Consider the following 19,131-nt stretch of genomic DNA (forward strand, 5'->3'; position numbering starts at 1 on the left):
TATGCAAAATAATAAATATAAAAAAGCACTATTAGCATTAAGTGCAATATCAACTAGTATAGCAATTGCTGCCCCTTCCATGGTGGCTGCTTCTTGTAGTCATGATTTACCCGACATTAATATATCATTAGATTCTAATTATACTTTTTTAAATAAAGATGGGGAAAGAGTTATTAAGGGTAGCGCCAAAACTTTTTATGAAACCAATTCAAAATTTATTTTTAATCCAGTTGCTTCAACAGACAAGACTTATCGCTTATTTAAATCAAATTTGGAAATTAATAATACTCATGATCCGAACCACATTTACGAGATTAAACCACTTTTTCATTTTTTAAATTTTAAAAATTTAACTGGTCCATATGACTATAGATTATTTTCTTTTAGATATGATGATTTAGTCGCTAACATTCCTGGGGTAGCTAGCAAAAGTAAATACACAAAATACCAATATAATTCAAAAGCAGTATTCATTGTTTTATATTGAGTTCAAAAAACAACAGAAGCTGCTTTAAATTTTGATGCTGATATTATAGCGCCTTCAAAAGCAATTTTTACAGAAACATCTTCATATCCAATTGAAGAGGCTCCATGACCTTTTTTAAGAGATATATCTCCAAAATTAAAAGGTTTTTGAAAGGATGCTTCAGAACCACTAGTGTTATTATTTGAGGAGGAATAGTTTAATGAAAACCATAAGAACAAGATATGCACCAAGCCCAACCGGTTATTTACATATTGGGGGAGCTAGAACTGCATTATTTAATTATTTATTTGCAAAGCATTACAATGGAAGTTTTATATTTAGATTAGAAGATACAGATGTAGCTAGAAATGTAGAAGGAGGAGAAGCTAGCCAATTAAATAACTTAGCATGATTAGGTATAGTTCCAGACGAAAGCCCATTAAACCCTAATAAAAAATATGGAGTATATCGCCAATCTGAGAAATTATCTGTTTATCAAGACTTTGCAAACAAGTTAGTTGATAAGGGTTTAGCATATAGAGCTTATGACAGCTCACAAGAATTGGATTTACAACGTAAAGAACAAGAAGAAGCTAAGATAGCTTCATTTAGATATAACCCCGAATGATTAAAAATATCTGAGGAAGAAAGAAATAGAAGAGATGCTGCTCACGAATATTCAATTAGATTAAAATTAAAAAAGAATTGAATATATGAATGAGAAGACCTGGTTAGAGGAAAAATAGAAGTAAATAGCAATGATATTGGTGATTTTGTTATTATGAAAAGCGACGGATATCCAACATATAATTTTGCTGTTGTAATAGATGATCATCAAATGGATATAACGCATGTTTTAAGAGGGGAAGAACATATAACCAATACACCAAAACAATTAGCAATTTATAAAGCTTTAAATTGAGTTCCTCCAGTTTTCGGACATTTAACAATTATTACCAATATGGAAGGTAAAAAATTATCTAAAAGAGATAAAACTTTAAAACAATTTATTGAAGATTATCGTAATGAAGGATATGAACCAAATGCTATATTTAACTTTTTAGCATTATTAGGTTGGACTTCTGGCGATAATAGTGAAATAATGACACATCAAGAATTAATAGAAAAATTTAATCCAGAAAGACTATCAAAATCACCTTCAAAATTTGATATTGTAAAAATGGAATGATTCTCTAAACAATATATGAAATTAAAAGATAATAAAGACATTATTTCTCAAATTAATTCTCCCTTTGATTTAGAGTGAAACAATTTATTTGTTGAAACTTATAAACAGTCGTCACCTACAATAGATCAAATTCGTAAAGATTTATTAATTTATACGAATCCTAAGAAAAAAAACGATTTAGTTATTGAAAATAAAAAAGTAGTTCAAGTTTTTTTTAATTACTTAAAAAAATCAAATTTTGATATAGATAGCATTCAAGATTGTATAAATAAAACAAAAGAAGAACTAAAGCTAAAGGGCAAGGAATTGTTTATGCCCATAAGAATAGCAACTACTTATGAAGAACATGGTCCCGAATTAGCTAAGGCAATTTATTTATTTGGCAAAGAAATAGTGTTTGAAAGACTATTAAAGTGCAACTAAAATATAAATTAGAATCAGAAATAGATGGCGAAAAAAATACAATTATTGAAACGAAATATGTTGATTACATAGAAAGCACTGATGGCAAGTTTATTAATATAGAATTTGTTGATGATAAACTTATGAAATGTGTTTTGAAAGCTTCATTAGATGAAATTAGGGTTTCATATTCAAATCAAAATTTAAATATGATAAAAAATACTTATATTCGTAATCAATTTAAATTATCAGAAAAAGAAGTATTTGAATTAGAAGTTTATTTAATAAATGTTCATATTGATTCGCAAATAATTACTTTTACTTATGATTTTTTGCAAAATAAAAACATAATTGTTAGAAATACAGCTTCTTTTATAATTAAAGAATCCAAATAAGCTTGGCAATCGGCCAAGCTTTTATTTTTCAAAACGGTAAAATTAATGTATCATTTTAATTATGTTTAAGTGAGAATATTTGTGAATAAATTTAATACTATTAATATTAGGTTATTTTATTGGTTCTATTAGTATAAGTATAATAATTTCAAAATTAAAAAATAGAGACATTAGAAAAGAAGGCTCAAAAAATGCGGGCGCTACAAATGCATTAAGAGTATTTGGTTTTAAATTTGCATCTTTAGTTTTTATTTTTGATTTGTGTAAGTCCTTTATTCCGACTATGATTACTTTTATTGTTAAATATTTTACAAATAATTTATATATTATTCCTTTTTTTACTGGTTTGGGTGCTTTTATAGGGCATATTTTTCCTACTTATTTTAAGTTTAAAGGTGGAAAAGGAGTTGCAGCATTTTTTGGGTTAATATTAGCTTTTGATTTAACAACATTTTTATGATTAGCCTTATTTTATATATTATTAGTGCTAGCTATTAGATATATTTCTATCTGTTCAGTAATAACAGCAATAACATTTGCATTTATTTCTTTTATTCCCTTATATTATTCGACTTGGGCGCTTTCATTTATTAATCACAATGTTCCTCTATGGTCTCATAGTTATATTTTAATATTTGCGTCTATTATAATTCTTTTAAAGCATATTCCAAACTATATTAGATTGTCAAATCATGAAGAAAAGAAAATTATTTTATGTAAATATTAAGCGAATTTTTCAATGTAAACTAAAAATAATAATTTTATTAATTTTGTAACATTTCTTTAAGTTTTCTTATTAATATTTTATAAATATTAATAAATGATATACTTATATATAAGTGAAAACAATAAAGAAAAAATATTTATAAAATAAAAAAGGAGAAAAATGATTTTAAAATATGAAGAATTTTGTGATTTAATTATTCATTTTATAGACGAGGGTCAAGATTTTTATTTAAATTTATTAAAAAAGATGATAGATAATCCTTCTAGATTTTTAGGTCATTTTAGATTAACAACATTAAACGAAAAAATTATACAAAATGTTTCTCAAAGTAAAGAAATTAAATTTGGTGCCTTTATTGAATCTATTGTTTCTAAATATATAGAAAAAATTGGAGGAAAGATTTTAAAACAACATCTTGGCAAGAACGAAAAACAAGAAGATTTTTGAGTAGATAATCTTTTCTTGTTTAATGATGAACTCTTCTTGCTTGAAATGAAAATAAGAGATGACCATGATAGTTCGAAAAAAAGAGGTCAATACTCTAACTTTAGAGGAAAGGTTGAATTAGCTAAAAAAAATTATAATAATTTAAAAATAAATGCAATAATGTGGTTTGTTGATCCTTTATTAATAAAAAATAAAAAATATTATTTATCAAAAATGACTGAAGAAAAAAACGAAAATTGCTCTTTTTATTTGTTTTATGGGAAAGAAATTTTTGTTGAAATATTTAATAATGAAGAACCATGAAATGAACTAGTTTCCTACATTGAAAAATACAAAAATGACACGCGAGTAAAAAATTTAAAAATATTTGACATTAATAATAACGAAGAAATATATAATGCAATGATAAAGTTACCCAATAAATACTGAAATAAATTGATATCAAATGATCAAAAATATATAATTCTTCGAAAATCTTTATTTAAGGATGATAATTTATTGAAAAAAGTACAAAAATTAAGAACATAAATAAAAATGGAGAAAAAAATGAATATTAAAAATACAATAATAAAAGGAGACGCAATTGAAGAACTCTCAAAAATTCCAAACGAAACTTTTGATTTTTGTTTTTCTGATCCCCCATATTTTTTACAAATAGATAATAATAAAAAACTTTATAGAGTTGAGGGTTCTAAGTATAATGGTTGCGATGATGATTGAGATAAATTTTCTTCAATGGAAGAATATAAACAATGAACCCGATTATGGCTTTCGGAAGTAAAAAGAGTTTTAAAACCCAATGGGACAATTTGTGTAATTTCTGGAATGCAATCTATTTACGAAATTGGGAATATTTTAAAGGAATTAGGATTTTGAATAATAAATGATATTATTTGACAAAAAACAAATCCTACTCCAAATTTTGGCGGTACTAGACTTAATAATAGCCATGAAACAATAATATGAGCCGCAAAATCTAAGAAATCTAAATTTACTTTCAACTACAAAACAGGGAAGTTTTTAAATGGTGGTAAGCAAATGGGGTCAATTTGGAAAATACCGATTTGTTCTGGGAATGAGAGATTAAAAGATGAAAATAATCTTAAGGTCCATAGCACTCAAAAACCTAAAAAACTTATGGATAGAATTATTAGTTTGTTTACCAAACAAGAAGATTGAATATTAGACCCCTTTGGAGGAACAATGACTACAGGCGTGGTTGCAAAGGAAGCTGGCAGAAATTATACTTTAATTGAAAGGGAACCTAGATATATAAAATATGGCCAAAAAAGATTAGACAAAGCCAGAGTTAATATTAACGATATTCAGAAAGGTATTCTTGATATAAAACCAGGAAAAGTTAAAATGGAAGACCTTATAAAAGAGGGGTACTTAGAATTAAATGAATTTTTTATACACAAAAATGGAGAACAAGCTAGATTAGTAAATATTAAAGGGCAATTAGAATATAATGGTAATATTGATTCCATGCACGAAATTGCTTCTGTTATGATGAACAAAAAAAATAGAGTGAATGCCTATGACTATTTATTTGTTAATAGAAATGGAAATAATGTGTCTATTTCGGATATAAGAGAAAAATATAGATCAGACCATAATTTGCCATTAAAAATTAATTTTTAAAAAAATTATAATATTTAAAATGAAAAATTCAAGTGCAGCTTTATATTAAAACACAATATTGCGGCCTTGAATTTTTTTAAAATAAAAAAATTATTTTATGTAAGCAACCCTAAATTGGTTATAATTTTAGCAATTAAACACATAAAGTGCTAATTTAGTGCTAAAATTATTCTATTAATACGGAGGGCAAATGGATAATAATGAACAAAAAACCCCAGTTTTAAAAGATAGGCATTTGAATATTTTTAAAATGATTGTTGAAGTGTTTTTTGAAACAGGCGAACCGGTTGGCTCTAAAAAATTGGTAGAGTCTAAACAATTAAAACTTTCTTCAGCAACAATTAGAAACATAATGGCTGAATTAGAAGAAATAGGTTTTTTAGAAAAGCCACATACATCTGGAGGAAGAATTCCTTCAACCAAAGGTTTAGAATTTTATACTTTGAATATAGCTTATGATCCACAAAAATTTTGAAATCAAAAATTAGAAGATTTGTTAGCTAAAAGAAGATTAAATATTGATACAACTTTAGACGAGGCTGCAAATCTTATAGGAAAAATGGCTCATTTTACAGTTGTTGCTTCTTCTAATAATCAAGGTGAAAGATTAAGAAGTATTCAATTAATACCTTTAAATGAAATATCAGCTGTAATTGTTATAGTTACAAGTAGCGGTAATGTTCAAAATAAAATTTTTAATTTTGAAAAAAATATAGAATTGAATGATTTAAGAATAGCTATAAGATTATTAAAAGAAAGATTAATTGATACTCCTTTGGTAGAATTAGCTACAAAAACACAAGCCCTTATCCCTTTATTTAAGGAAAAAATAGTTAATTATGAAATAATTCTTCAAAAGTTTATTAAAACAATTTTTACATTTGAAGAAAAAATAGAAAACAAAACTTATAACAAAAATGCAATAATACTTTCAAAAAATATTTCTAGAGCAGAAATAGTAAAGGTTTTAGACCTTATTGAACATCAATCAGTTTGAGAAACTATTGAAAACAATATTGATGAAGATAATAACATAAAACTAGATTATTCAAGGCCTAATTTAAATATAATTAGTAAAAAAATAAATTTTGACAATGATAAAAATATAAAAGAAATAACAATAGTAGGCCCTAAAAATATCGATATTGAAGAAGGGTTAGAAGCTATTACAGTATTGGAGAAACTAGTTAAGAAAGGATGTAAATAATGTGAGTATTTAAAAAACATGATTTAGTAAATTTGTTACTAAAAATAAGAAAGAAATCAAAAAATAATTCAGAAGAAGTTCAACAAAAATACTCTTATATATGAGATTATGATGAACCAGAAGAAATAATTTTAAAAATAATAAAAGAAGGCAAACAAGCAGGTGAAAAAGAATTGTATTATTCTTCTAAAAAAGAAAAATACATACTTGAATTATTATCAGTAGAACAACTAGATAAAAATGCTCAAAGACTTATACAAGATGTAGAAAATTTAAAAGTTAACACAAAAGAATTGTTAGAAATTTCAAAAAAAGATAAAAATATAATTAATTCCTTGCGCTCAGAAATTGACAATTTAAATTTAAAATTAATTGAAGATGCAAATAAATATAAAACAGAAGTTATTAATATTCAATCAAAAGCACAAGAAATGGTTAATGCCCACAAAAAGAAAACTTCTGAACATCAAGAAAATCAAATAAGTGAAATTAAAAAATATGCTTTGCAATCTTTTGTTGAAGATTTATTGCAACCACTTAATAATTTTGAATTAGCTATAAAAGCGGCAAAAAAAGGGGATAACCCAATTTTAAATAATTTTATAGTAGGTTTTGAAATGCTATATAATCAAATTTATAACAAGTTTATAGATATTGGTTTATCAAAAATAGAACCAAAAGTAGGAGATATATTTGATGCTGATATACACCAAATTTATGATTTGGTAGCTTCAGATATGCCGAAGGATACAATTCTTGAAGTTAAAAATACAGGTTATAGATTACATGATAGGGTTATTAAGCCAGCATTAGTAATAGTTTCAAAATAATCTTATTTTTTTCCTAAAATTTATATTTTTTTATAAAATAATCAATATTATTCTTAATATAGAAAAGAGATACAATGAAATTACCATTTATACCAATTAAAAAACAAATTATTTTACCATATAATCAAGACGAAATTAGAGTTGGAAAACCTAATTCGATTTTAGCTATGGAAAAATCAATTAAATCAACATCACACAAAAGAAAAATAGTTATTGCTTTTATTAAGGAAGAATTTCAAAACAATACTAATATTGACAATGTTAATCAATTAGAAGAATATGGAATAATCGCAAAAATAACAAAAAATGTTCCCAATTCAGAAGGCATTTACAAATTATCTTTAGAAACTTTAGAACCTATTAAAATAAATAAATTGGAATCTGAAAAACCAAAAGACGACAACGTTGAAGAAAAACCTTATATTTATTTAGATTATGATGTTATAGAAAATAACAAAAAAATTGATTTAAAAGTTTTGAATCCTTATATTTTTACTTTAACTCAAAAATTATTAGACTTGAAAAATAGTATAGGATCATATCCTTCAATCGTGTCAAAAAGTTTAGGATCAAAAGAAGATATAGTTTATTTTCAAAACGAATGACAAAAACTTGTAGATACATTAAATATTTTGGATTCGTATAAAGAATTTGATATTAATTTTTGAAACATACTAGCAAAAATTAAATTATCATTTTCTCGTCAAGAACATTTAAGTTTATTTCCTTTTACTGCCGAACAACTTATTAAAGGTGTAATTGAAAAAATTTCTTTAAAAGTGGCTTCTAATCAAGTTGATTTTGAATTAACTAAAAAATTAAATGAAGAAATGGAAAGTTCTCAAAGAGACTTTTTATTAAGAGAAAAAATGAAGCAACTAAGAAGCATGTTAAATGATGAAAAAGCCGATAATGTAGATAATCTAGAAAAAGATCCCGAACAAAGTAAAAGATATCCAAAATATGTTTTGGATGCATTAAGAGCAGAACAATCTAGATTGGCTAGCATGATGGCTTCTAGTCCCGAGGCCAACGTTTCAAAAACTTATATTGATTTAATACTAACTTTACCTTGAAGAAAAGTAAGTAAAGAATTAATTGATATTAATAGGGTTAGAGAGATCTTGGATAAACATCATTTTGGCCTTGAAAAACCTAAAGAAAGAATTTTAGAATTTATTTCTGTTTTAACTCACACCAAAACTAAAAATGTTGATCAAGAATATACTCCTATCAAAGGTGATAACGATAATTTTATTGATAATAAATTATTTGTTAATAAGACGGGCGATACATTTAATAACCCAGTTAATAATATTCCAATATTAACCTTAATAGGCCCTCCAGGCACTGGTAAAACTACTTTGGCCAAATCTATTGCAGAAGCCTTACAAAGAAAATTTATAAAAGTTTCTTTAGGTGGAGTTAAAGATGAAAGCGAAATTAGAGGGCATAGACGAACATACGTTGGAGCAATGCCGGGCAAAATAATTTCTGCAATAAAAAAAGCGGGAGTATCAAATCCTGTAATTTTGCTTGATGAAATTGATAAAATGTCTTCTGATTTTAGAGGAGATCCTACAAGCGCTATGCTTGAGGTTTTAGACCCTGAACAAAATGCAAATTTTCAAGATCATTATTTGGATTTAGAATATGATTTATCAAAAGTGCTATTTATAGCTACAGCAAATAGTTATGATTCAATTCCTGCGCCTTTAATTGATCGTGTTGAATTATTAGAATTATCAACCTATACAACAAAAGAAAAATTAGAAATTGCAAAAAGTCATTTAATGCCCAAAGTTTTAGATCAAAATGCTTTAACAAAAAAACAAATACAAATTTCTGATGATGTAATAGAATTTATTATTAGATCTTATACAAGAGAAAGTGGTGTTCGTGAACTAAAACGTATTTTAGATAATATAGCGCGTAAAATTGTTGTTAAAATTTTAGATAAAGAAATAAAAGATGAATTTGTTGTAACAAAAGATATTTCAATCGAATTTTTAGGCCCAATTAAATTTGAAGATGATGAAAATGAAAATAAAGATCAAATTGGTGTAGTTAATGGGTTGGCTTATACAAGTTTTGGTGGCTCTACATTAGCAATTGAAGTAACTCAATTTCCAGGAAAAGACGGCTTAAAACTAACAGGACAATTAAAAGACGTTATGAAAGAATCTGCTCAAATAGCTTTAGCATATGTTAGAGCAAATGCTAAAAAATTTGGTATAGATTTTAATTTTGAAAACAATTCAATTCATATTCACGTCCCTGCTGGAGCAATACCTAAAGATGGTCCATCTGCCGGAGTAACATTTACTACCTCTATTATTAGTGCCCTTTCTAAAAAACCAGTTCCTGCTAACGTAGGTATGACAGGAGAAATTACTTTAAGAGGAAAAGTATTACCAATAGGTGGATTAAAAGAAAAATCTCTTGCTGCCGCTCAATTTGGAATAAAGAAAATATTTATTCCATTCGATAATAAGAAAAATTTAATAGATGTTCCTGAAGAAGTCAAAAAAGAAGTAACATTTATTCCTGTTAAATATTATGAAGAAATATTTAAAGAATTATTTAGTAATTAAAAAAACAAAATACAGCGAAAAAAGCTGTATTGCTGAATTGAAAATTCAAGTGCAACACTTTATTGATAAAATATTAGTGTGAGGTTGCTTGAATTTTTTTCTACTTAAAAAAATAAAAAAAGGCCTCACAAAAAACACCTAAGGAGACCTAATATGAATTATAAAGCATTTAAAAAATATTTTCACATTTCTTATGAAGAAAGATTTTTTATCAAAAAATTAATGGATAATGGCTATTCAATACGAAAAATTGCTAGACGATTACGCAGAAGTCCTTCAACCGTTTCTAGAGAAATAAAAAGAAATCTTGATTTAACTGGAAATTATGATTCTTGTGCAGCAAATATAAAATCGTTTAAAAGACATTCTCATAAATATATGTTTAGATTTAATGTTAATTTTAGCTATAAAGAATTTACTAACATTTTTATTCAAAAATATGACAAAAAGTTTTTTGGTATAAAATCAACATATCACTATATTAAAACTAATTTTAAAATTAAATTACCATCACTAAGAACTGTTTTTAATTGGATAAAAAGCAATCAATGAACAATTAAAAAACATAATAGATTAAGGAGTTTTTATAAAAAGGGCGGCAAACGAACAGCTTCAGTTGTAAGCAGATTAGTTACAAGCGCTAGCTATGTTTTTCCGATTTGAACTAGACCTAAATCTGTAGATTTAAGACAAGAATATGGTCATTGAGAAGCTGATCTAGTAATTGGCAAGCGCAGCACTGGTTTCAGAAATATTTTAACTTTAACAGAACGAAAAACAAGAATAGGCTTTGCAACATTTGTTTTAAGTAAATCAGGTTATGAAATTAATACTCAACTACGCAAGCTAATAAAAGAAAATAGTTTAATTGTTAAAAGTATAACAATTGACAATGGTATAGAATTTGAAAAAATAGGAATATTAGCCAAATGATTAAAAATAAAAATTTATCGAGCTGAACCTTATGCATCATTTCAACGTGGTTCAAATGAAAATTGAAATGGTTTAATTAGAAGGGAATATAAAAAAGGTTTTAACTTTAATACAATCAACATTGAAACGTTACAAAATATTTCAAATAAAATAAATGAAATGCCAAGAGAAATACTTGGTTGAAAATCTTCAAAAGAACTATTTTTAAAAGAAAATTACATCTAAGCTAATAATTAACAAATAAATAAATTAGAATTTATTTCTACCGAATAAACGGTGTTTTTTGTTTATTTAAATTGTTTAAAAAATACATAAAAACAAAAAAAACATATATTTTTACAAACTTTAAAATTTTAAATATATAATAAAAACATCAAGCACAATTATGTGTTGCACTTGATATTTCATTTAAGGAATACAGCGAAAAAAGCTGTATTTTTTTGTTTTATCTTTTTATAAAAATTATTTCTTTATTTAAGGTTAGCTAAATGTTTTAAAGTTCTTATATATTGATTAACAAATGAAGATTCATTATCATATCAGGCATATACTTTATATAGTTTTTTGCCATCTACTTCCAAAACTTGTGTTAAAAGAGAATCGAAAATTGAGCCTGCATTAGAACCAATAACATCACTTGAAACAATAGGTTCATCTGTGTAAAATAACGATTCTGAAGCACTTTTTTTCATTACTTTATTAATTTCTTCCACAGTAGTATCTTTTTCCAATTCTAATGTTACATCAATGATAGAACCTGTTATTGTTGGTACTCTTAAAGCAATACCATTCATTTTTCCTTTTAAACTAGGAATAACCTTTCCAATTGATTTAGCTGCTCCTGTTGTAGTTGGAATCATATTTGATGCTGCTGCTCTTGCTCTTCTTAAATCATTGTGTGGAGCATCTTGAAGTCTTTGGTCTGCTGTATATGAGTGTATTGTAGTCATAAAACCTTTTACAATCCCAAAATTATTTTGTAAAACATTTAGAACAGGTGCTAAACAGTTGGTTGTACATGAGGCGCCCGATACAATAACGTCGTTTTTGTCAAGAGTATTTTCATTAACTGAATATACAATTGTTTTCACTTCAGGGCTTTTTGAAGGGGCTGTAATTAAAACTTTTTTAGCTCCTGCTTTTATATGTAGTCCTGCTAATTCTGTTGTTAAAAATCTACCAGTGCCTTCAATTACTATATCTACATTTAGTTTTTTTCATGGTAATTGTGAAGGATCTTTTTCACTAAAAATAGGAAATTCTTTATTGTCAATAATAATAGATTTTTCTGTATTTTTTATTTCATTTTTAAATGTTCCATGAGCTGTATCATATTTTAATAAATGTGCCAATGTTTTAGCATCAGTTAAATCATTAATCCCTACAACTTCTAAATTTTTGTCATTTCATATTTCTCTAAAAATTAAACGACCAATTCTGCCGAAACCATTTATAGCTATTTTTGTTTTCATATTTTCTCCATTTTTTTAAATTAATATTTTTATTAATTTTTAGTTTAAATATACAAATAAATTATAACATTAAAAACAATTTTATTAGACTTAGTTAAAGCAAGATAAATAAAAAAAGAGAAGCAGTATTATAGCAACTCTTTTTTATAAATTATAAACCTAATTCTTCGTCTGTAGGAATATCTAAATTTGATCCAACATATAAGAATATTTCGGGGCTTTGTTTAATGTATTTACCTTCTAAAATTCTAATAACACTTTCAACTGTTTCTTCTAAAGGAACATAAGTTCCTGGCGCTTTTGTAAATTGTTCAGTCATAAAGAAATTTTGTGTAAAGAAATTTTCTAATTGTAATGCTTTTTTAACCACTATTTTACTATCGGCATCCAATTCATCGAAACCTAAAATTAAAATAACATCTTCTAAATTTTTATATTCATTTAAAACTTTTTTAGCTTCTATTATTGCATTAAAGTGTCTTTTACCTATAATTTTTTCATCAACTGAGTTTGATGAACTAGCTAAAGGATCAAAGGCAGGAAATAAGTTTTTGGCTGTTTGTGCACGAGATAAAACTAAATTACCATCCAAGTGATTAAAGATTGCTACAGCTGAAGGGTCACTTAAATCATCCATTGGTAAAAATATTGTCTGAAATGAAGTAATTGAACCTTTTTCGTTTTTAAATAGACGGTCTTCAACAGTTGCAACATCACTTTCTAATGTTGATTGGTATCCACCAATTGATGGTCTTTTACCCAAAGAAGCACTAACCTCATTTTCTGCTTGTACAAAACGATACATGTTATCAACAAATAATAAAACGTCTTCTTTCTCTACATCTCTTAAATATTCAGCTGCTGTTACCCCAATAGGAACTATTGACATTCTAGCCCCAGGAGATTCATTCATTTTAGAAATATACATAACTGAGTTTTTCATTAAATCTGAATCTTTTAATTCATTAAATAATTCGATAGCTTCACGAGAACGCTCTCCGGAACCTATAAAAATGTTAGAAGTTTTTTCATCTTTACGGTTAACATTAAATATTAATTCTTTCATTAATACAGTTTTACCAACACCGGCCCCACCAAAAATACCTAATTTATAACCTTTTATAATAGGCATGAAAAAGTCAATTGCCTTAATACCTGTTTCAACAATTTCTAGTTCATTATCTAAGAATTTAGTGTTGTTGATAGTTGAGTTCATTTCAACTTTTTTAATTGAAGACCCTCTTACTGGTAATTGTGGTTCTCCTCAAAAGTTATAAATATTATTTTTTGAATTGTGTCCTACAGGAACCATAAAACTTTGGTTTGTACTTTTTACTTCATCATTTATATTTATATCTTTATCTGTGTATATCACTATAGCTCTAATTGTTGTATTATTGATAATTCTCTTAACCAATAAAAAACTTTTTTCATTGTGTAATGTTAATAATTGGTCGATTTTTGGCAAATCACCTTTTTTAAATTCTATTTCAACAATATCTGATCAAAATTTTGTAATTGTTCCAGTCATTATTTATCTCCTAAAATATGTGCTAATTCTTCTAAATATGAGTCTTCAAAATTTACATATTTATGATCTAATTTAATTACTCATCCTAATTTCATATAATCTGAATATTGTTGTAAAGCATAAGCAAAGTATCCACGCATTATATTATCATCATAATCTGCTGTTTCTTTAATGGTTTCAAAGGCTTTTTTAGCTTCTTCATTAGTGTCGATTAGAGCATTTAAAAACTCTAAGGCTTTTTGTTCATCTTTAATTCCATTAAGTATACTTCAAGAAATTAATTTAGACATTAATAATAGAAAGCGTTGTGAATAAAGAGAAAAACCTCTTTGTAAAAACATTTTGTCAATCATTTTTCCTTTATATAACAATTGAGTTGTTTCTTCATTAAAATCATAATCTAGCATTGCTAGTTTTAAATGGTGTTTAAATTTGTGATATGTTTTTCCAATATCAGTAGCAACTCTTGCCATTGTTCTACCTTGAACCATAGAACCAGTTCTTGACACAGATAAATTGATATCAATTGCAGGTAGTTTTCCAGCTGAGAATAATTCTGTACTTGTAACAATTTGTCCATCAGTAATTGATATTATATTTGATGAAATTAAACTAGTTATATCTCCATCAATTGTTTGTACAATTGGTAAAGCAGTAATAGTTTTTCTATGTTCAAAAGAACCGGCTCTTTCTAATAAAGATGAATGAGCAAAAAACATATTACCTGGCATAGCTTCTTTACCTACAGGTTTGTTTGTTAGTAGAGCTATTTCTCTAAAAATATTAGCATGTTTTGTTAAGTCATCAAACACAATTAAAACATCATCTTCATTTGAAATGTTTTCTGCGTGTGCCATACCAATGTAAGGAGCTAAATATTGTTCATAAACGTTAGTACCAGGTGCATATAAAATAATTGTATTTTTTAAGGCATCATGTTCTTCTAGCATTTTATATACTCTAGATATAGATTCTCTTTTTTGCCCAATAGCAACATAAACTGATTTAATACCATTCTTACTTGCATTTATTATTGTATTTAAAGCTATATGTGTTTTTCCTGTTTGTCTATCACCAATAATTAATTCACGTTGTCCCTTACCAATAGGTATTAGTAAGTCCACAATAGTGATTCCAGTATATAGTTGTTCATTTAATGTTTTTACAGACATTAAATTCGTAGCTAATTTAAAAATTGAAGTTGATGGTAAACTATCTGATATTTTTACCTTTGTTTTTTCAGGTAAAATAATGTCTCCAAAAATATTAATTATTTTTCCAAAATGTTCTGGGCTTGTATATATATCAGTTTTTTTATCAACTAAAACCACTTCATCACCAATTTTAGAATCTTTTGAGTTAGATAATAGAAAACCAGAATCTTTTGTAGCGCTAATTAATATAAATTTAATTAATGGATTTTTTGCTAAAGTATACATTTGTTTTTGTTCATATTCAAAATTACCTTCAACCTTAACAATATAATCAAATATTGAAACCACTTTTGGGTTAGAAGATTTCGATTTTCTAGTTTTTCTTGTGCTAGTAGTTTTTTTAGATTTTACTTCCATTTTCTCTAATAGTTTATCAACATCTTGAACTTTGCTTTTAGCTTTAACTGTTTTTTTGGCTGTAGTTTTTTTAGGTGCTTTAGCTGCTTTAATTGTTTTTGTAGTTTTTTTAGCAGCTGTTTCTTTTTTAGTACCTTTTTTAGAACTATCAGCATATTTTCTTGTTGTAGTTGTAGTTACAACTTCTTCTGAAATTATTTTCTTTTCTTTAGGCATATTAAATTCCTTTCATTCCTAGTGCTAGTATTGTTATACCAGATGCTAATATAGCAAGAGATATAATTAAAATTAATAAATAAACAATAATAACTTTTCTCTTCTTATTAGTTTTAAATTTAAGAAGCATTGATAACAATGAAATAATTGTGTTTATTGCTCCAATAGTTAATAAAACAGAACCTCAAATAACTTTTAATTTATTTTGGGCAAAGAATTGATTTTCTATTTTTTTTTGAGCTAATTTATATGCTTCAGTAAATTTCTTTTGTTCTTCTTTGTTTGAAGAATCTGCCACTTTGATTGTTGCTAAATCTCTGAGTATGTTAAATTCACTTTTTATTTCTTTAACAAGTTTTAAATAATCACTATATCATTTTTCAACAAATAATGGATTTCTTTGTGTTGATTCAGCTTTTAATTTTAAAAGATCTCTTCTAATTTTTTCATATAGATTTTCAAGCACTCTAGGTTTTAAAGAATTAACTTTAAAATTGTTTTCAATAACTGTTTTATTCTTATGAATAGATTCCTCAAATTGTTTAAAAACTTGTTCGTATGCTTTAGTGATTGAGTGTCAATAGTTGTAATTTTCAACTATTGTTTTGTCTCCAACTTTATAATTTAAATGAATTATTGTATTTGCTAAGGTTATTAAAAATAACTCTTTAATACTTGTTCTAGCTTCTTTAATAATAGAAGCATCCAAGTTTTTGTCATTAGATAAATTATTAGCAAAGTTTTTAGTGTCTTTTTCTCAAAGTTCTTTAAATCCCTTGCCAAAGTCAGGAGTATTTATTAATTTACCAGCAATTTCAACCATTGTAAACAACGTTTGTTGTAAATTATCATTTCCTAAATCGTCATAATCTATTTTTTCATTTAGACCTAAAGATTCTAAAAATCTTTTAAAATTTATTTTTACTTCATCAATTTGATTTTCAAGAATCATTCTTTCTTTTTTAAATTGTAAAGAAGGATTTAAATTGATAACAGCATTATATATTCTATTTTTATCAGTTTTTACACTGTCTGATAATCTTACTTTTGCTTTCAAAACCCCAGCTTCATTTTTAAGTTCTTCGACTTCATATAAATAACGAGTATTTATAGGGTTTTGAAATAAAAATAATTCATTAGCTTTTTGTATGTTTTCAGTTGATTTTAAACTAATAAATTTGTTAATTAAATCGTCTATATTAGTACTTAAATTTTCTGATCTAATTAATGGTTCTAGATTTGGCAGTGCATCTATATCATCTTTTTCTATAGGTTTTGGTTTATCTCCAGGAACTAGTGGAACTTTTTCAGGTTTTTCAGGTTTTTCATCTTCTTCTTGAATAAAATCAGTTCCTTGGCTATGCTTTATATCAAATTCATTAAATCTTGGTTTAATTGAATTTATAATAGCATCTTTTCATGATGTAAAACCATCAGGAGGAGTAATAGTTAAATATGGTTTTCATTGCCCGTCTTCAAATTTAAATTTTAATACAATTTTAAAATTAGGTGTGTCGGCTTGTTGATATACCATATTATTAAAATTGGCAACTAAATCATCAGTATATTTTTTTAAAGCAGTTTTAAACTCGACTTCAGTTAAAGTATTATTGATTTCTTTAATAACCTCAATTTTTCCATCTGGTTTAATTTTTTCTTCATAACTAGCTATTTCAGATTGACCAATTTTAACTCCATCATAAACTCTACCATTGTATGTAATTTTAACTACTAATAATTTTCTATCTTTAGATAATACAAAAGGTAAAACAGTATTAATGCCATAATTTTGTGGATTGTCAATTATATCTGCTTTGTTATTTTTATAAAAATCAACAATTTGAGTTAAATACATTCTTTTTGGTAATGCAGAAACATCTTCTGATTCTTTTTCTGATACTTCTTTTAATTTTGCTTCTAAATATATAATTGCATTTTCTATAGCTTTTTCTATAGCTTTTTTAGTTTCTGTTTTAGCAATTGCTAAATAGGTGTCAAATTTAGGATCAACTTCCTTTGGTTTTCCACTAATAAGTACAATTGATGGGCCAGCCACAAATGTAGAAATTGTTGAAAGTGATAATAATAATTTTAATCTTTTTGCCATTATCTTCACTCCCTTTCGCCTTTTATTAAATTCAATAATAAAATCATTTTTTGAATGTATTGTTGATCTTTTAATTTATTTAATCAAACAAATTGGTTAAAATCTAATCCAAAGTTTTGTCTAGCATCAAAATATTCAATTTCTTTTGTTACTTCTTTTAATAATGAATTATCTTTAACATTCTTTTTAGCTAGTGTATAACGGTTAAATTTAGAAAAACTATTTATCTCTATTTTGTTATTGTCAACAAAAATACTTGCATTATTTAAAAACATAAATCAAGTTTCATTATTCACCAAGTCTACAATTTTAATAATTGTGTTTGGATAACTAGCTATTGATTGGTTTTCAATTAATTCTCAAGCATCTTCATTATTTATATTTATATAAATTAACCCTCTTTTTAAAAGATATGGTTTTTCACCTAAAAAATTAATTTCTATATCATAACTTTCTTGATCATTATATTTGTTCATCTTCATCTCCTGTCTCTTCAAAATCAGAAGTCATTTTTCTTGTCAACATAACAATCTCTTCTATTTCATTTTCTTGTTTAATTAATTTTAGTTTTTTCTTTAATTTAGTAATAGTTTCATCTAATTTATTTATTGATTTGTTAGTAATAACCAAACCGGTCTTAGCTTTATAGAATGAAGATTCAATAATTAATGAATGGATTGAGTTTTCCAAAAATATATTTATTTGGGCATCAATAAATTCTTCAATGTTGGGATAAATTTTAAATTTAGTAAGATCGACAACATTTTTAGATTCATCTATATTAGCTAATTTTGTTAAGTTAAATTGTTGAATTGGTAAAACTTGAAAAGGTTCATTATAGCTTTTATTAGTGTTAATTACGAAATAAACCTTTGTATAATTAGATTCAACATATAATGCTTTAATTACTCTAACCAATTTTGATGGAAAATTTATGTCTAAATCATTATTACTAAATTGAAACAAAACATTAAACTTATTTTTTTTACAGAAGTTTGCTGCTTGTTCACCAATAGTAATAAAATCTACTTTTTCTTTCTTGGTCATTTCAAGCATTTTTTCTTCATATCTTGAATATGAATCTGTAGAATACTTTTGTTCTTCTGTTAAATAGATTCATATTTGATGACCTCTTGTAATCTTTTTCTTCTTTTTAGTGTGTTCTTCACCATCTAAAAATTTTAGTTCAGAGCCAATAACAGAATCATTAAGATCATATTTTTGATTTAATGAAACTATTAATTTCTTGTTAAGCACAGCATCATTAATATAAAAACGCAACTTTTTTGTCATTTTCATAATCGAAATTAATAATACACTTCTATCATTATTTACTTTCATTCTAATATTATTAAGGTTCGATAATTTTTTTTCTAGTGTTTTTAAATACATCGATGCCT

Annotated in this window: 16 protein-coding genes; 10 read left to right on the plus strand and 6 right to left on the minus strand. The window is 25.9% G+C overall.

Annotated elements, in window-relative coordinates:
• Position 1: 1 nt before the first annotated feature.
• From DMC14_RS01335 to DMC14_RS01380, 10 genes are all read left to right on the plus strand, one after another.
• Positions 2 to 682, plus strand: a complete 681-nt coding sequence (locus DMC14_RS01335; protein WP_116171446.1) for a hypothetical protein — start codon at positions 2 to 4, stop codon at positions 680 to 682.
• A gap of 4 nt (positions 683 to 686) precedes the next feature.
• Positions 687 to 2,078, plus strand: a complete 1,392-nt coding sequence (gene gltX, locus DMC14_RS06005; RefSeq protein ID WP_116171447.1) for a glutamate--tRNA ligase — start codon at positions 687 to 689, stop codon at positions 2,076 to 2,078.
• The gene (locus DMC14_RS01345; RefSeq protein ID WP_137412659.1) at positions 2,069 to 2,452 is read left to right on the plus strand and encodes a hypothetical protein; all 384 of its coding nucleotides are present in this window, start codon (positions 2,069 to 2,071) and stop codon (positions 2,450 to 2,452) included. Before gltX ends, DMC14_RS01345 begins: the two co-directional genes overlap by 10 nt.
• Positions 2,453 to 2,513: 61 nt before the next feature.
• Positions 2,514 to 3,179, plus strand: coding sequence for a glycerol-3-phosphate 1-O-acyltransferase PlsY (gene plsY, locus DMC14_RS01350; protein WP_116171449.1), 666 nt, complete (start codon positions 2,514 to 2,516; stop codon positions 3,177 to 3,179).
• 159 nt (positions 3,180 to 3,338) lie between these two features.
• Positions 3,339 to 4,154: an HpyAIV family type II restriction enzyme gene (locus DMC14_RS06010; protein WP_116171450.1), complete on the plus strand. Its 816-nt coding sequence runs from the start codon at positions 3,339 to 3,341 to the stop codon at positions 4,152 to 4,154.
• A gap of 18 nt (positions 4,155 to 4,172) precedes the next feature.
• Positions 4,173 to 5,270, plus strand: coding sequence for a DNA-methyltransferase (locus tag DMC14_RS06015; protein WP_116171451.1), 1,098 nt, complete (start codon positions 4,173 to 4,175; stop codon positions 5,268 to 5,270).
• 190 nt (positions 5,271 to 5,460) lie between these two features.
• Positions 5,461 to 6,477: a heat-inducible transcriptional repressor HrcA gene (hrcA, locus tag DMC14_RS06020; protein ID WP_116171452.1), complete on the plus strand. Its 1,017-nt coding sequence runs from the start codon at positions 5,461 to 5,463 to the stop codon at positions 6,475 to 6,477.
• Positions 6,477 to 7,307 carry a nucleotide exchange factor GrpE gene (locus DMC14_RS01370; protein WP_116171453.1) on the plus strand — a complete coding sequence of 277 codons (831 nt, stop codon included), beginning with the start codon at positions 6,477 to 6,479 and terminating at the stop codon, positions 7,305 to 7,307. Before hrcA ends, DMC14_RS01370 begins: the two co-directional genes overlap by 1 nt.
• Positions 7,308 to 7,381: 74 nt before the next feature.
• Positions 7,382 to 9,901 (plus strand): endopeptidase La, encoded by a 2,520-nt coding sequence (lon, locus tag DMC14_RS06025; RefSeq protein ID WP_137412660.1) that lies wholly within the window; start codon positions 7,382 to 7,384, stop codon positions 9,899 to 9,901.
• Positions 9,902 to 10,054: 153 nt separating this feature from the next.
• On the plus strand, positions 10,055 to 11,059 hold the full coding sequence (locus DMC14_RS01380) for an IS30 family transposase (protein WP_137412661.1): 1,005 nt from the start codon (positions 10,055 to 10,057) through the stop codon (positions 11,057 to 11,059).
• A 245-nt stretch (positions 11,060 to 11,304) separates the two neighbouring features.
• Here DMC14_RS01380 and gap read toward each other — a convergent pair whose 3' ends face one another.
• From gap to DMC14_RS06040, 6 genes are all read right to left on the minus strand, one after another.
• A complete protein-coding gene (gene gap / locus DMC14_RS01385) occupies positions 11,305 to 12,306 on the minus strand; it encodes a type I glyceraldehyde-3-phosphate dehydrogenase (RefSeq protein WP_116171456.1) in 1,002 nt (333 codons plus the stop codon).
• A gap of 151 nt (positions 12,307 to 12,457) precedes the next feature.
• Complete coding sequence (locus DMC14_RS01390) at positions 12,458 to 13,837, minus strand: MSC_0618 family F1-like ATPase beta subunit (RefSeq protein WP_116171457.1); 1,380 nt, start codon at positions 13,835 to 13,837, stop codon at positions 12,458 to 12,460.
• A complete protein-coding gene (locus tag DMC14_RS01395; protein ID WP_116171795.1) occupies positions 13,837 to 15,408 on the minus strand; it encodes an MSC_0619 family F1-like ATPase alpha subunit in 1,572 nt (523 codons plus the stop codon). The genes DMC14_RS01390 and DMC14_RS01395 overlap by 1 nt, the downstream gene beginning before the upstream one ends.
• Before the next feature lie 217 nt (positions 15,409 to 15,625).
• Positions 15,626 to 17,731 (minus strand): MSC_0620 family F1-like ATPase-associated subunit, encoded by a 2,106-nt coding sequence (locus DMC14_RS06030; RefSeq protein ID WP_116171458.1) that lies wholly within the window; start codon positions 17,729 to 17,731, stop codon positions 15,626 to 15,628.
• Positions 17,731 to 18,207: an MSC_0621 family F1-like ATPase epsilon subunit gene (locus DMC14_RS06035; protein WP_116171459.1), complete on the minus strand. Its 477-nt coding sequence runs from the start codon at positions 18,205 to 18,207 to the stop codon at positions 17,731 to 17,733. Before DMC14_RS06035 ends, DMC14_RS06030 begins: the two co-directional genes overlap by 1 nt.
• Positions 18,194 to 19,123, minus strand: coding sequence for an MSC_0622 family F1-like ATPase gamma subunit (locus tag DMC14_RS06040; protein ID WP_116171460.1), 930 nt, complete (start codon positions 19,121 to 19,123; stop codon positions 18,194 to 18,196). Before DMC14_RS06040 ends, DMC14_RS06035 begins: the two co-directional genes overlap by 14 nt.
• Between the last annotated feature and the right edge of the window lie 8 nt (positions 19,124 to 19,131).

The organism is Metamycoplasma phocicerebrale, assembly GCF_003383595.3.
GTDB lineage: Bacteria > Bacillota_I > Bacilli_A > Mycoplasmatales > Metamycoplasmataceae > Metamycoplasma > Metamycoplasma phocicerebrale.